This is a genomic window from Streptosporangium fragile (assembly GCF_039534445.1).
In the GTDB taxonomy this organism is placed as follows: Bacteria; Actinomycetota; Actinomycetes; order Streptosporangiales; family Streptosporangiaceae; genus Streptosporangium; species Streptosporangium fragile.
The window spans coordinates 1-12,961 of record NZ_BAAAVI010000062.1 but is presented as its reverse complement, the minus strand read 5'-3'; the positions used below and the strand labels follow the sequence as shown (position 1 = coordinate 12,961).

At 73.3% G+C, this 12,961-nt stretch carries 11 protein-coding genes; 2 read left to right on the top strand and 9 right to left on the bottom strand.

What is annotated here, in order from left to right; translation table 11 throughout:
* The first annotated feature begins 217 nt into the window (after positions 1-217).
* Positions 218-3,316, top strand: a complete 3,099-nt coding sequence (locus tag ABD841_RS31165; RefSeq protein ID WP_344979252.1) for a chitobiase/beta-hexosaminidase C-terminal domain-containing protein — start codon at positions 218-220, stop codon at positions 3,314-3,316.
* A gap of 43 nt (positions 3,317-3,359) precedes the next feature.
* On the opposite strand, the gene ABD841_RS31160 is transcribed toward ABD841_RS31165, so the two are convergent.
* The 9 genes from ABD841_RS31160 to ABD841_RS31120 form a co-directional block, all read right to left on the bottom strand.
* Positions 3,360-4,343: an acetylxylan esterase gene (locus tag ABD841_RS31160; RefSeq protein ID WP_344979250.1), complete on the bottom strand. Its 984-nt coding sequence runs from the start codon at positions 4,341-4,343 to the stop codon at positions 3,360-3,362.
* A 68-nt stretch (positions 4,344-4,411) separates the two neighbouring features.
* Positions 4,412-5,428 (bottom strand): phosphotriesterase family protein, encoded by a 1,017-nt coding sequence (locus tag ABD841_RS31155; RefSeq protein ID WP_344979248.1) that lies wholly within the window; start codon positions 5,426-5,428, stop codon positions 4,412-4,414.
* The gene (locus ABD841_RS31150; protein WP_344979246.1) at positions 5,425-6,402 is read right to left on the bottom strand and encodes an NAD(P)-dependent oxidoreductase; all 978 of its coding nucleotides are present in this window, start codon (positions 6,400-6,402) and stop codon (positions 5,425-5,427) included. The genes ABD841_RS31155 and ABD841_RS31150 overlap by 4 nt, the downstream gene beginning before the upstream one ends.
* A gap of 3 nt (positions 6,403-6,405) precedes the next feature.
* Positions 6,406-7,131, bottom strand: coding sequence for an SDR family oxidoreductase (locus ABD841_RS31145; RefSeq protein ID WP_344979244.1), 726 nt, complete (start codon positions 7,129-7,131; stop codon positions 6,406-6,408).
* On the bottom strand, positions 7,124-8,689 hold the full coding sequence (locus ABD841_RS31140) for a xylulokinase (RefSeq protein ID WP_344979242.1): 1,566 nt from the start codon (positions 8,687-8,689) through the stop codon (positions 7,124-7,126). Before ABD841_RS31140 ends, ABD841_RS31145 begins: the two co-directional genes overlap by 8 nt.
* Positions 8,686-9,609 (bottom strand): SIS domain-containing protein, encoded by a 924-nt coding sequence (locus ABD841_RS31135; protein WP_344979240.1) that lies wholly within the window; start codon positions 9,607-9,609, stop codon positions 8,686-8,688. Before ABD841_RS31135 ends, ABD841_RS31140 begins: the two co-directional genes overlap by 4 nt.
* An 11-nt stretch (positions 9,610-9,620) precedes the next feature.
* Positions 9,621-10,589, bottom strand: a complete 969-nt coding sequence (locus ABD841_RS31130; RefSeq protein WP_344979238.1) for a shikimate dehydrogenase family protein — start codon at positions 10,587-10,589, stop codon at positions 9,621-9,623.
* On the bottom strand, positions 10,586-11,344 hold the full coding sequence (gene deoC, locus ABD841_RS31125) for a deoxyribose-phosphate aldolase (protein WP_344979236.1): 759 nt from the start codon (positions 11,342-11,344) through the stop codon (positions 10,586-10,588). The genes ABD841_RS31130 and deoC overlap by 4 nt, the downstream gene beginning before the upstream one ends.
* Positions 11,337-11,945 carry a glucose-6-phosphate isomerase family protein gene (locus tag ABD841_RS31120; RefSeq protein WP_344979234.1) on the bottom strand — a complete coding sequence of 203 codons (609 nt, stop codon included), beginning with the start codon at positions 11,943-11,945 and terminating at the stop codon, positions 11,337-11,339. Before ABD841_RS31120 ends, deoC begins: the two co-directional genes overlap by 8 nt.
* Before the next feature lie 161 nt (positions 11,946-12,106).
* Between ABD841_RS31120 and ABD841_RS31115 the strand changes: the two genes are divergently transcribed.
* Complete coding sequence (locus ABD841_RS31115; protein WP_344979231.1) at positions 12,107-12,880, top strand: SDR family NAD(P)-dependent oxidoreductase; 774 nt, start codon at positions 12,107-12,109, stop codon at positions 12,878-12,880.
* Positions 12,881-12,961: the final 81 nt, after the last annotated feature.

The following is a 12,961-nucleotide window of genomic DNA, read 5'->3' as shown; positions in this document are numbered from 1 at the left end:
GGTTGTAATGACAGGATCCTTACATTACCGTTCATTTCCGGACGGTTGACCGGACGGCCCGCACCCGGGCGGTCCGGGCAGGGCGAGAGGCCTCGCCCCGCGTCCGTCACACCATCGGCGCCGACGAGGACACCGCACGGCGCGGAACCGCGCGACCGCACCCTGTGATCCCCCACCCGCCGATCACCCCTCTTCACACGGAAGGACGGCGAGAAGAATGGATCTCCCGCCCGCGACCGGCGTCACGGCCCGCCTGGCCGCGCTGGCCGCCGCGTTGCTGCTCCCCCTCGGAACGGCCGCCCCGGTGTCGGCCGGCGCCGCCGCGACCGCCCCGGCGGCGCACACCGTCACGATCGACCCCGGTTCGGTGGTGCAGCGGGGCTTCCGGGGCGTCGGGGTGAACATCATCCCCGGCAACCTCATGGAGGGCTCGACCCAGTACGGCTACGACGAGGCCGACTGGGAGATGGACCGCAAGCGCATCCTCACGATCAAACCCAAGATCGCCCGGGTGTGGTTCCAGATCGACTGGATGGAGCCCGAGAAGGGCCGCTACACCTGGGACAGCGACCGGATGCTCGCCTTCTACAAGTATCTGGACGTGCTCAAGGAGGTCGGCACCGAGGTCGAGCTCAACTTCGGGTGGAAGGTCGGCGAGAAGGTCCACGACTGGTTCGTGATCCCCGGCGTCGACCCCTACATCAGCGCCCCCGCCGACCTCGACGCCTACGCGGCGTCCGCCTCCGCCGCGCTCGAGGAGCTGATCCGGAACCGGGGCTACGACAACGTCAAGTACCTGACCTTCTACAACGAGCCCAACGGGAGCTGGGACTTCGAGGCCCCCGGCGACCAGAAGGCGTACTACGCGGCCATGGTCGCCAGGACCGGCGACCGGCTCAAGGCGGACGGCCTGCGCGACCTGGTGGAGATCTGGGCGCCCGAGGAGGTGGACCACACCTGGACGCAGTACATGGCGGCCAACGCGAGCGAGCACATCGACGGCTACGGCTTCCACGTCTACGGGGCCTCGTACGAGCACCTCAGCGCCGAGATCGCCAGCCGCAGGCAGGCGGCCGGCACGAAACCGGTGCACATGACTGAGTTCGGGTGGTCCGACCCCCTGACGAGCGGCTGGGACTCCGGTTTCGCCAACCACGTCATCAAGGCCGCGAACGAAGGGCTGACCTCCGCCCTGGTCTGGCAGATGACCGGGGTGCACACCAAGGACCCCGACGGCGACACCAACGGCACGTACACCCTGTGGGACTCCCTCCTGCTGGGCCTGGAGCCGAGCCGGAGCTTCTACTCGGCCGGCCTGCTCATGCGTTACGTGCCCGAGCGCAGCGACGTCATCGCCGTCGACACCGGCTCCCCCGACCTGCGCGCCGCCGCCTTCCGCACCGAGGACGGCCAGTGGACGATCGTGCTGGAGAGCAAGGCCGGTGCGGCGAAGAACGTCACGTTCGACTTCGGCGGCCGGCACATCGGCCGCACCTTCCACAGGTTCGTCTACCAGGACGACGTGGCCCGCACCGGGCACGCGCTGCTGCCGGCCGCAAGCGGCGCGTTCAGGGCCGGAACGTCCTTCACCGACCCCGGGATCGGCGCAGGCTACACGGTGGCCGTCTACACCACCGCGCCGCCCCAGACCCAGGTGAAGGTCACCCCGCTGACCGCGCAGGTCACCTCGGGCAAGGCGCTGAAGCTGAACGCGTCCGTCCTCGACAACCGCGCCGGGGTGACCTGGAGCGTCGCCGGCGCCGGCAACGGCCGCGTCACCCCCGGCGGCGTCTTCCACGCCCCCGTGGTGACCACCCAGAGGACCGTCGCCGTCAAGGCGACCAGCAGGAAGGACCCGGACGGCCACGGGGTGGCGCTGGTGACGGTGGTGCCCGCCTCGCGGAAGGACACCGTCGAGGTCCCCGCGCTGAGCCTCGAGGACGGCGTCTACGACTCGGCGGAGGCGGTCTCGATCACGACGGCGACGCCCGGCGCCACGATCCACTACACCACGGACGGGTCGGTCCCGACCACCGCGTCCCCGGTCTACGTCCGGCCGATCATCCTCAAGGAGGCCGCGACCACCCGCGTGCGGGCCCTGGCCGTGAGGTCCGGCATGAAGGACTCGGGCCTGGCCGACGGCGTGTACAAGATTCTCCAGATCAGCAGCGCCCCCGACGGTTACCGGTTCTGCATGTACGAGGGCGGCCGGTGCCACTTCGAGGGCGAGGCGAGCGTCGCCTTCGGCGCGGACGGCCTGTTCACCTACAAGACCTTCACCGACGGCGTCGAGTGCACGGCCGGGAACTTCGGCGGCGACCCGATCCCCGGCGTGGACAAGCGGTGCTACGTCAACCCGGAGATCCCGGAGGAGACGCCGCTGGTCACGGTCTACAACGCGGGCTTCGAGAAGCCCGCCACCGCGACCGCGCGGCCGGGCCCGTTCACCAACGGCTGGACCTTCAACAGCCGCGCCGGCGTGCAGAACAACGCCGGGCCGTTCGGCGCCCCCGCGGCCCCGGACGGTGTGCAGACGGCCTACCTCAAGACCGACGGCGGGGTGTCGGGGCGGTTCAGCCAGGAGATCAACTTCAGGCCCGGGACGTACTCGATGACCTTCAAGGCCGCCAAGCGCGGCTTCGGCGGGCTCCAGAAGTTCGACGTCTACTTCGACGACACCGTCATCGGGACGTACATCGCGAACTCCGGCACCTACCTCACCTACCAGACGGCGAGCTTCGAGACGGACGGCGGGCGCCACACCGTCGCGTTCGTCGCGACGACCACGACGGGCGACAACACGGCCTTCATCGACGCCGTCCGCATCGGGCTGCCCAGACCGCCCGAGGCGCCCAGCCTGATCAACACGGGGTTCGAGTCACCGCCGACGCCCGGTATCAAACCCGGGCCGATGACGGACGGCTGGACCTTCAACAGCCGCGCCGGCGTGCAGCGCAACGGCAGCCAGTTCGGCGCGGCCACCGCGCCGGAGGGGGTGCAGACCGCCTACCTGCAGACCCGGGACGGTGTGCCCGGCACGTTCACCCAGGAGATGGCCTTCTCCGCCGGGACCTACACGCTGAGCTTCCGGGCCGCCAGGAGGCAGGGGTTCGGCGGGCTCCAGACGTTCACCGTCTCCTTCGACGACAAGGTCATCGGCACCTACACGCCGTCGACGGCGGAGTTCGCCCCCTTCACCACGGAAAGCTTCACGGCGACGGCGGGAACCCACGCCATCACGTTCACCGCCACCACGACGACCGGTGACAACACCGCGTTCATCGACGACGCGAAGCTGAACCTGGTCACCCCCTGACCGAAACGCCCGGAGCCCGGCCCGGTGCGGGCCGGGCTCCGGGTCACTCGCCGTCGAGGACCAGGCGACGGACCAGGGCGAGGTTGGCCTCCTCCTGTTCCCCGCCCCCGCCCTCGTGGCCGTTGTACGGCCAGACACGGATCCGCCGGGGCCCGGCGTAGTGGTTGTGGGCGGCGAAGACCGTCGACGGCGGGCACACCTGGTCCATCAGGGCGGCGGAGAACCAGGCGGGGACGGTGGCGCGGGCCGCGAAGTTGACCCCGTCGAAGTAGGAGAGCACCTCGAAGACCTCCTCGACGCGCCCGCGGTGGGTCCGCAGGTACTCGGCGATCTCCGCACGCGAGCCCACGTTGCTGATCTCGGTCGCCCTGCGGAACAGGATCAGCGACGGCAGGTCGAGGATCACGGCCCGCAGCGACGGCGAGACCAGCCCCGCCACCGCGAGCCCGACGCCGCCGCCCTGGCTGCCCGCCGCCACGACGATCCGGTCCGGGTCGACGCCGGGCAGCGCCGCCGCGGCCTCCACCGCGCGGACCGCGTCGGCGTAGACACGCCGGTAGTAGTAGTCTTCCGGGCTGTTCAGGCCCCGGGTGAGGAACCCGGGCACCTCGGGCGTGCTGCCGCCCACCGGGTCGGGGGTGTGGCCGGGAACCCCCGATCCGCCGCCCTGGCCCCGGGTGTCCATCACGAGCGTGGCGCATCCGGCGGCCGGGTAGGCGAGCCACTGGTGCGGGAACCCGCGTCCCATCGCGTAGCCCAGGTAGCGGACCACGCAGGGCAGCGGCCCCGCCGCGTCCCGGGGCCGGATGAACCAGCCGCCGACGCGGTGGCCGCCGAAGCCCGAGAACCCGATCTCCGCCACGTCGAACAGGTCGAGCGGGGTCCGCCGCGGTGTGAGCACCGGGTCGAGCGGGAAGGCGCGGGTCAGGTCCAGCGTCTCGCGCCAGAACGCGTCGAACCGGGCGGGCTCCTCCCGCTCGGGCGTGTACGTCCTCAGCTGCTCCAGCGGCATGTCGAACAGGGCCATGACCGGTCTTCTTCCTCGTGATGTCCTCCCGGCTGAGGCCGGGGGTTCCGACCGGCGGCCGTGGCCGCTCAGCCGGTTGGTCGGGCGGGGTTCGGCACCGCGCGCCGGGCGAGGAGGCGCGCGGGGTTGTCGACGAGGATCGCACGTTCCAGGGCCTCGCCGGCCCGCTCGCGCAGCCGGGGCAGGAACCGCTCCCCCAGGTAGCCGAGGCCGGGCATGCCCCCGTAGGCGACGTAGCGGGTGCGGCGCGCGACGTCGCCTCCCAGCAGCAGCCGGGAGGCCCCACCGCGGGCGGCCACCTCGCACAGGCAGTCGAGCAGCACCGAGTCGGGATGCCCGCGATGGCGGGCGACGCCGTCGTAACCGAGGTAGGCGCCGGCCGCCGCCAGCTCCGCGTGCAGGCCGGGGTCGGGGTTGCGGTCGATGTGGGCCAGCGCGACGCGGCCGGCGGCGACCCCGTTCTCCCGGAGCAGCGCGAGCACCTCGAACGAGGCGCTCCCGTGCTCCAGGTGCACCATGACCGGCGCCCCGGTCCGCCGGTGCGCCTCTCCGACGGCCTCGATCACGCGCCGTTCGAACGCGCCGATCGACCAGTACCCGATCCCCGCCTTCAGCACCCCCGCCCGGACCGGCTCCCCGTCCGGTCCCGCGGCCGGGGTCTCGCCCGCCCGGCCCGGGGGCCGGTCACGGGCGGGCACGCCGTGCAGGAGGTCGCGGGTGAAGAGGGCGGCGAGGTCGTCCGGGGACAGGCGGGTGATCCAGTGGTCGGGCCCGTAGTGGTCGAGGCGGTGGGCACCGGTGGTCATCACCACGCGCAGGCCGGTGCGGTGGCTGATCCGGGCGACGGCGGCCGGGTCGCGGCCCAGCGCGCAGGGGGTGGCGTCGATCATCGCGTCGATGCCGGAGGCCCGCAGGAGGCCGGCCTCGGCGGCGCTGCGCTCCTCGTCGTCCAGTTCGTCCCCCGAGAGCAGCGGCGTCGCCTGGAACAGGTGCTCGTGGTAGTCGGTGCGCCCCAGCCGGCCGGGCGGGACGTCGCCCAGCACCGTCCGGATCACGGCGTCCGCGCCGGGGAGGGGCCCGCTCACGAGCGGGGCGGCGGGACGAGGTTGGCCGGTACGCGGCCGTCGAGCACCCGCAGCAGGTCGTCGACGGCGGCCAGGCCCATCCGGTCGACCGCCTCGACGGTCTGGGCGGCCAGGTGCGGGGTCACGATCACGCGCTCGCGCAGGTCGGGCGCGAGCAGCGGGCTGTCGGTGTGCCCGCCCTCCACCCGCAGGGTGTCGGCCGCGTAGGCGGCGACCCGTCCCGCGCGCAGGGCGGCGGCGAGCGCGGACTCGTCCACCAGGTCGCCGCGGGCGGTGTTGACGAGGGTGACGGGCTCGCCGATCCGCGCCAGCCACGCCGCGTCGACCAGCGGCGTCCCGCCCGGGGCGTGCAGGGTGACGACGTGGCACTCGGCGGCCATCCGCTCCGGGGAGGCCGCCTCGACCCCGAGGAGGGCGAGGTCCGCCGGGGGCAGGTACGGGTCGTGGCCGAGCACCTCGCAGCCGAGTCCGGCCAGGCGGGCGACCACCTCCCTGCCGATCCGGCCCAGGCCGACGACGCCGACCCGGGTGCCGCTCAGCTCGCGTGACTGCCACACGCCCCAGTCGCCGGCGCGTACGCGCTCGTTGCCGCGCACCACGCCGCGCAGCGCGGCGAGCATCAGCGCGAGGGTGTGGTCGGCGACGGCCTGGGCGTTGGCACCGGGGGTGTTGGTGACGACGATGCCCCTGCGGGCGGCGGCGCCGCGGTCGACGGCGTCGACGCCGGCGCCGTAGCGGGCGATCACACGCAGGTTCGGGGCGGCCTCCAGGTGGCCCTCGGTGATGGGCCCGGTCCCGGCGATCCAGCCGGTCGCGTACCGCAGCGGGCCGCGCAGCTCGGCGAGGTCGTGCGTCGCGCCGGAGCGCTCGACCGCGTACCCGGCCAGGCGCAGCCGCTCGACCAGGTCGACCGTGCCGGAGGAGAAGGATCGGGAGGTGATCAGGATGCGGGGTTCGCACCGGTCGGTCGTCATGGGTCAGGCGTCCTGGACCGTGGGGGCGACGACGACCTCCCGCAGGTTCACGTGCTGCGGCAGCCGGTAGGCGTGCAGCATGGCCGCGGCGACGTCCTCTGCCACGAGCCCGCCGCCGATGGACTTCTTGTAGGCGAGGTAGGCGTCGAGCACCTCGCCCTCCCCGGTGTTGCCGAGCAGGCCGGTGTCGACCATGCCGGGTGCCACGAGCATCACGCGCACGTTGTGCGGGGCGGTCTCCCGGCGCAGGCCCTCCGTCATGGCGTGCAGGGCGTACTTCGTACCGCAGTAGACGGTGTGGTCGCCGTACAGGGTCTTGCCCGCGATGGAGCCGACGTTCATGATGGTCCCCCCGCGACGCGCCAGCATGCCGGGCAGGATGAGCCGGCTGAGCAGCACGGGGACGACGCAGTTGAGATCGAACATGCGCTGGACGTGCCCGGGGTCGAGATCGACCACGGGGGCCAGCGACATCATCCCGGCGTTGTTGACCAGCAGGTCGACGGGGCCGAACCCGGCCTCGGCCCGGGTGATCGCGCGTGCGACCGCGGCGGTGTCGGTGACGTCGGCCGCGACGCAGAGGGCGCGCGGCAGGCCGAGGGCCTCCATCGGCTCCGCCCGGCGGGCGAGCAGGAGCACGGGGTGGCCGGCGGCCGAGAACACCCGGGCGGCGGCGGCGCCGATGCCCGAGCTCGCGCCGGTGATGACGACGAGCGGGAGCTCATCCACGGTGGTCTCCTGGGGGTGAGGGATCGGGGGGCGATCCGGGGGATGCGGCGTCACCCGGGTCCGGCCCGGGGACCGCGCTGTTCTGCAGGTCGGCGAGGGCCCGTACGGCCGCGTCGAAGCGGCGGCGGGCGGGCTCGTAGGCGTCCCGCGCGGCGGGATCGGGCTCGTAGCGCTCGACGGGCACGTGCGGGGTGTCGGCCCGGTCGAAGCCGGGCCACAGGCCGAGGCCGACGAACGCGACGGCGGCGGCGCCGAGCGTCGCGGCCTGCCGGTCGACGGCGGTGCGCACCAGCGGCGCGCCCAGCACGTCGGCGTAGATCTGGTTCCACCCGGGGTGCCGGCTCCCGCCGCCGGAGATCAGCAGCTCGGGCTCGCAGTCGACCAGGCTCCGCATGGTGTCGAGGCCGCGGCGCAGCGCGAAGGCGACGCCCTCCAGTCCCGCACGGGCGAGGTCGGCGCGCCCGTGCGCGAGGTCCAGGCCCATGAGCACCCCGCGTGCCGCCGGGCCGCCCTCCGCGGGGGTGCCGCCGCTGAGCATGGGCAGCATCAGGGCGCCCCGGGAGCCCGGCGGGGCCTGGCACGCCTCGCTGACGAGGTCGCCGATCTCCGTGCCGGGTGCGATCAGGTCGCGTAGCCAGGCGATGCTGGTGCCGCTGCTGAAGGTGGACAGCGCGCTGATGAAGAGCCCCGGCACGGCGTGCGTGAAGACGTAGGGGCGCGAGCCGGCGTCGAGCACGGGCCGCTCCGCGGTGACGGTGATCCAGCTGGAGGAGCCGAGCGAGGCGAAGACCCGGCCGGGCGCGGTGCCGCGCGATCCGAGGGCCATGCAGGCGTTGTCGACCGCCCCGGCGAGGACCGGGGTGCCGACGGGCACGCCCAGCGCGGCGGCGGCCTCGGCGGTGACCGTCCCGACGGTGTCGGTGGCCTCCATGATCTCCGGGAACACGTCCGCGCCGAGACCCGCCGCGTCCAGGAAGGCGGTGTCGTAGCGGCGCGCGACCAGGTCGTAGGCGCCGCTGCCGGAGGCGTACGAGTGGTCGGTGGCCAGGACACCGGTCAGCCGGTGGTTGACGTAGTCCTTCGACCCGACCAGGACGCGGGCGCGCCGCCAGGCGTCGGGGACGTGCCGCCGGAACCACATCGCCTTGAAGATCGGGTAGAGGGCGGGCGAGAAGCCGTTGCCGGTCGTGGCGTACCAGGTGTGCTCGGGGACGGCCGAGAAGAACTCCGCCGCCTCGGCCGCCGCCCGCGCGTCGGACCAGATGGGGGTGGACTCCTGGACCGGCTCGGCGTGCCCGTCGAGCATCACCGCGCCGAGGCTCTGCCCGGACAGCGCGATCCCGGCGATCCGCGCCCCCGGGACGCGTTCCAGCAGCGCGCGGGTGGAGGAGACGGCGGCGTCCCACCAGTCGCGGGGCCGCTGCTCGTTCCAGCCCACCGCCGGGTGCCGGGTCGGGTAGCCGGTGACGGCCTCCGACAGGCAGGTGCCGGCGGCCGTCCAGAGGGAGGCCTTGCACCCGCCGGTGCCGAGGTCCAGGGCGAGGACCGTCTCGTTCACGCCTGCTCGCCCACGACGCGGGGACGGCGGGGGTCGTCGGCGACCTCGTGGCGCATGGTGGCGAGCCGGCTCTTCATCCGGCTGATCCTCTCCAGATGCTCGGGGCCGCGCCGGAGCGCGACGCCGGTGGCCAGGATGTCGACGACGACCAGCCCGGCCAGGCGGCTCGTGCTGGGGGTGTAGACGTCGGTGTCCTCGAACGTGCTCGCCTTCAGCGTGATGTCCGCCAGCTCCGACAGGGGGCTGTCGCTGCCGACCAGGGCGATGACGGTCGCTCCGGCGTTCCTGGCGGCCCGCGCCACGGTCAGCGTCTCCGCGGTGTGCCCGGTGTTGGAGATCGCGAACATGACGGCGCGGGACCCGCCCATCATGGATGCGGCGATGAACTGCTGGTGGAAGTCGGCCGGGGCGTCGCAGGGGATGCCGAACAGCGGGAACTTCTGCTGGGCGTCCTGGGCGATGATGCCGCTGGCGCCGAAGCCGACGAACAGCACCTGGTCGGCCGCGAGGAGGGCCTGGATCGCCCGCTCCACGCTGCCGAGGTCGAGGTTGCGCCTGGCCCGGTCGAGGCTGCTGATCGTGTGGTTGAAGATCTTCTCGGCCAGGTCGGCGGTGTTGTCGGCCGGGGCGATGGCCGAGTGGGTGACCGGGAGGCCGAGCGCCATGGTCTGGGCCAGCTGGATGCGGAAGTCCTGGAAGCCCTCACAGCCGATGGAGCTGCAGAAGCGCATGACGGTGGGCTCGCTGACCCCGGCGGCCTCCGCGCACTCGGCCATGGTGAAGTTCATCGCCCGCGCGGGGTCGGCGAGCACGACGTCGCCCACCTTGCGCTCGGACTTCCGCATGGTCGGCATGGCGCGGGTGATGCGTTCGAGGAGCGTCTCGCTCGACGTGGGTGGAGCGAGTTCTGTCTGGTTCATGACCGGTCGTCCTAACGGGTAGCTTGGGCCAGCTCGGACAGGGTGTCGAACTCGGGCCCCGTCTCCGGGATTGCGATATGGAACACCTCCGCGATCACCTGTGTCCACCCGTGCAGGAAGTAGGTCCACCCGTCCTCCACGTGGAGGTCGCGTTCCTCGCGCTGGGCGCGCGCCTGCCGCAGGAAGACCAGGTCGCCGCGGTAGTTCAGGTCCCACGCCAGGCCGCCGCGGGGGAAGCGCGCGGCGTCGCCCAGCGGGGAGCCGGGGGCGTCCTTGCCGAGGCCGGTGGCGTTGACGACGAGGGAGCCCGGGGCCAGCGCGGCGACGGCGGCGTCGTTGCGCGGGGTCTCGGGGGCGAGGACGTAGTCGAAGGGCGTGTCGGTGCCGAGCCGCTCGTGGACGGCGCGCAGGTGGTCCAGGCGTTCTTGCGAGCGGTTCGTCACGACGATCCGCGAGGGGCGGTCGGCGCCGCGCTCGGGACGGCTGAGGTACCACGTGATGGCGATGGTGGAGCCCCCGGCGCCCATGCTGAGCGCCTCGGCGCCGGTGGCGGCCCAGTGTCCCGCGGGGATGAAGGCGTCCAGCGCGAGCCCGCTGGAGATCGGATCCTTGGCGTGCGCGACCAGGCCGAGCTCGGACTTGGACAGGCAGCTCGTCTCGCCCATCATCTTCGCGTGCGGGTCGACGATGTCGAACAGGTCGGCGCAGGCCCGGTAGAGGTCGATCTTGTGGGTGGTGACGAGGGCGCCCATGCTCAGCTCGTCGGAGGCGATGAACTCCACGACCCGCCGGTATTCCCCGGGGTCGGCGTGCAGGGGCAGGTCGACGCCCTGCAAGCGGGCGCCGTCCAGGCCGAGCCGCCCGGCCCAGCGGGGGAACACCTTCTGGATCGACGACCGGCCGGTGGTCACCCCGATGAAGTACAGGGTGGGCGCCTCGGCGGGCCGGAGCGTCGTGCTGGTCATGACGGGAAAGCTCATCGGGACACCTCGGCGTCGTAGGCGGCGACCGCGGCGACCGCGGCGGCGGCGTTCATGCCGAACCGCTCGACGCCCAGTTCCTCCATCTCCCGGACGGTCCGCGCGTCGCGGATGCCCCCGGCCGCCTTGATCCTGGCCCGCCCGGCGGCGACCTCGCCGATCAGGCGGACGTGGTGGGCCGTCGTCGGGACGCCGGACCAGCCGGTCCCGGTCTTCACCCAGGGGACGCCTGCCTCGACCGCGCACCGGGTCGCGGCGCGGACCTGCCCGTCGTCCAGGTGGCCGACCTCGATGATGGCGCGGAGCGGGACGGCGCCGCCGACGAGGTCCGCGACCCGGGCCAGCTCGCCGGTGACGTACGGCAGGTCGCCCGAGCGCAGGCGGCCCACGGCGATGACGACGTCGAGCTCCTGGACGCCGGCGGCCAGCAGTTCCTCCGCCTCGGCGAGCTTGGTCGCCGTCGTCGCGCCGCCGGAGGGGAAGCCCACCGGGGCGCCGGTGAGCGTCCGCGAGCCCTTCAGCAGGCCCGCGAGGACCCCGGCCCACTGCGGCAGGACGTGGGCGCTGACGAAGTCGTGCTCGCGGGCCAGCTCGGCCAGCCGGGCGATGTCGTCGTAGGCGTGGTGGGCCTGCACGCAGCTGATGTCGACCCGGCGCGCCAGCGACTCGCGTGCCGCGGCGTCCCGCTCGGGGGCGGTCCCGGCGGGGACGGCGGGCGCGGCGGCGGAGCCGGTCCGCCCGGTGAGGTCAGACATGGCGGTAGCCCCGGTGGCCGGGGTTGGGGCGGGTCGTCCAGCCCTCGCCGTCGCGCACGACCAGCTGCTTCATCCCACCGGCCCGCTCGATGATCTCGTAGTCCTGCCCGGCGTCGGTCGCGTAGCAGAACAGGGTGGCCAGCCGGGTCTTGCCGACGTTGACGCTGCGGTGGACCCAGTGCCCGGGGATGTGCACGGCCTGGCCGGGGTTGATCTCGACGGCGTGGCTGTCCCCCTCGACCGACTCCAGGAGCATCACGCCGTTGCCGCTGAGCCCGTAGTACAGCTCCCCGCGGTCGGCCTTGCGGTGCAGGTGGCCGCGCGTCATGAAGTACTCGTCGCCGACGGAGCCCGCCTCCAGCACGCTCAGCCCGACGGTGAGGGCGCCCTCGCCCTCCTCGGGCGTGCTCGACTCGACCCAGTAGACGGGCGTCCCGTCGTCGCGGGAGAGCGCGGCCTCGAAGGCGGCGCCGTCGCGGTACAGGCCCGCCAGGTCACCGAGGAACTTCTCGTAGCGGCCGTTCCCGCCCCGCATCATCCCGTGGTGGGCGAGGGGCTCCAACTGCACCGGCAGGGCGGGGAACGCTGGGCTTGAACTCACGCAACTCTCCTTGACGAGAAGGGCTCCGGCCCGCCACATGGGGTAGTGAGACTATCTCTTCCAAAGGAAATCTCACGAGTCTGTCCGCATTTGTCGGTACGAACCCTAGAGCATGGGGCAAACTGTGTAGCAACACTACCATCTACGCCGCAGGAGGCACGATGTACCGGGAACGTCTCGATCTCAGTGGACGCGTCGCCGTGGTCACCGGCGGGGCCCGCGGGATCGGGTTCGCCGTCACCGAGGCGCTGCGCGAGATGGGGGCGGCCGTCGTCATCGCCGACGTCCTGGACGAGGCGGGCGAGGCCGCCGCGGCCTCGTTCGGCGGCGACGGACCGGCCGTGGAGTACGTGCACCTGGACGTCCGCGACCCCCGGGCGGTGGCCGCGGCCTTCGACGGCGTCGTGGCCCGCCACGGCTCGCTCGACGTGCTCGTCACCTCCGCGGGCGTCGCCTCCCACACGCCCTCCCTCGACATCGGACCCGGCGAGTGGCAGCGGGTGCTCGACGTCAACGTCAACGGGTCCTTCTGGTGCGCCAGGGAGGCCGCGCGCCGGATGACCGGCGCGGGCCGGCCGGGCGGCTCGGTGGTCGCGATCGGCTCGATGTCCGGCGAGATCGCCAACGCCCCGCAGGCCCAGACCGCCTACAACGCCTCCAAGGGCGCGGTGCACCTGATGGTGAAGTCGCTGGCCGTCGAGTTCGCCCGCACCGGGGTGCGGATCAACGCGGTGGCGCCCGGCTACGTGGCGACCGAGCTGACCAGGGAGGGCATCTCCGAGGAGTGGCTGGCCGACTGGCGCCGCCGCACCCCGGTCGAGCGCCTGGCCCGCCCCGAGGAGGTGGCCTCCGTGGTCGCCTTCCTCGCCTCCGACGCGGCCTCCTACATGACCGGTTCGGTGGTGCTGGTGGACGGCGGCTACACCGCCTGGTAGCGGGCGGTGCGGGCGGCCCGCCGGCCCCCGGGCGGGTGCGCCGGGCCGGGAAGCCGTCGCGGGCCCGGCAGGCGCGGGGCG

What these genes read in the sequence shown, in the direction of transcription:
- ABD841_RS31165 (WP_344979252.1), top strand. Translation starts at nt 218, where the DNA reads ATGGATCTCCCGCCCGCGACCGGCGTCACGGCCCGCCTGGCCGCGCTG.
- ABD841_RS31160 (WP_344979250.1), bottom strand. Translation starts at nt 4,343, where the DNA reads ATGGCCCTGTTCGACATGCCGCTGGAGCAGCTGAGGACGTACACGCCC.
- ABD841_RS31150 (WP_344979246.1), bottom strand. Translation starts at nt 6,402, where the DNA reads ATGACGACCGACCGGTGCGAACCCCGCATCCTGATCACCTCCCGATCC.
- ABD841_RS31135 (WP_344979240.1), bottom strand. Translation starts at nt 9,609, where the DNA reads ATGAACCAGACAGAACTCGCTCCACCCACGTCGAGCGAGACGCTCCTC.
- ABD841_RS31130 (WP_344979238.1), bottom strand. Translation starts at nt 10,589, where the DNA reads ATGAGCTTTCCCGTCATGACCAGCACGACGCTCCGGCCCGCCGAGGCG.
- deoC (WP_344979236.1), bottom strand. Translation starts at nt 11,344, where the DNA reads ATGTCTGACCTCACCGGGCGGACCGGCTCCGCCGCCGCGCCCGCCGTC.
- ABD841_RS31115 (WP_344979231.1), top strand. Translation starts at nt 12,107, where the DNA reads ATGTACCGGGAACGTCTCGATCTCAGTGGACGCGTCGCCGTGGTCACC.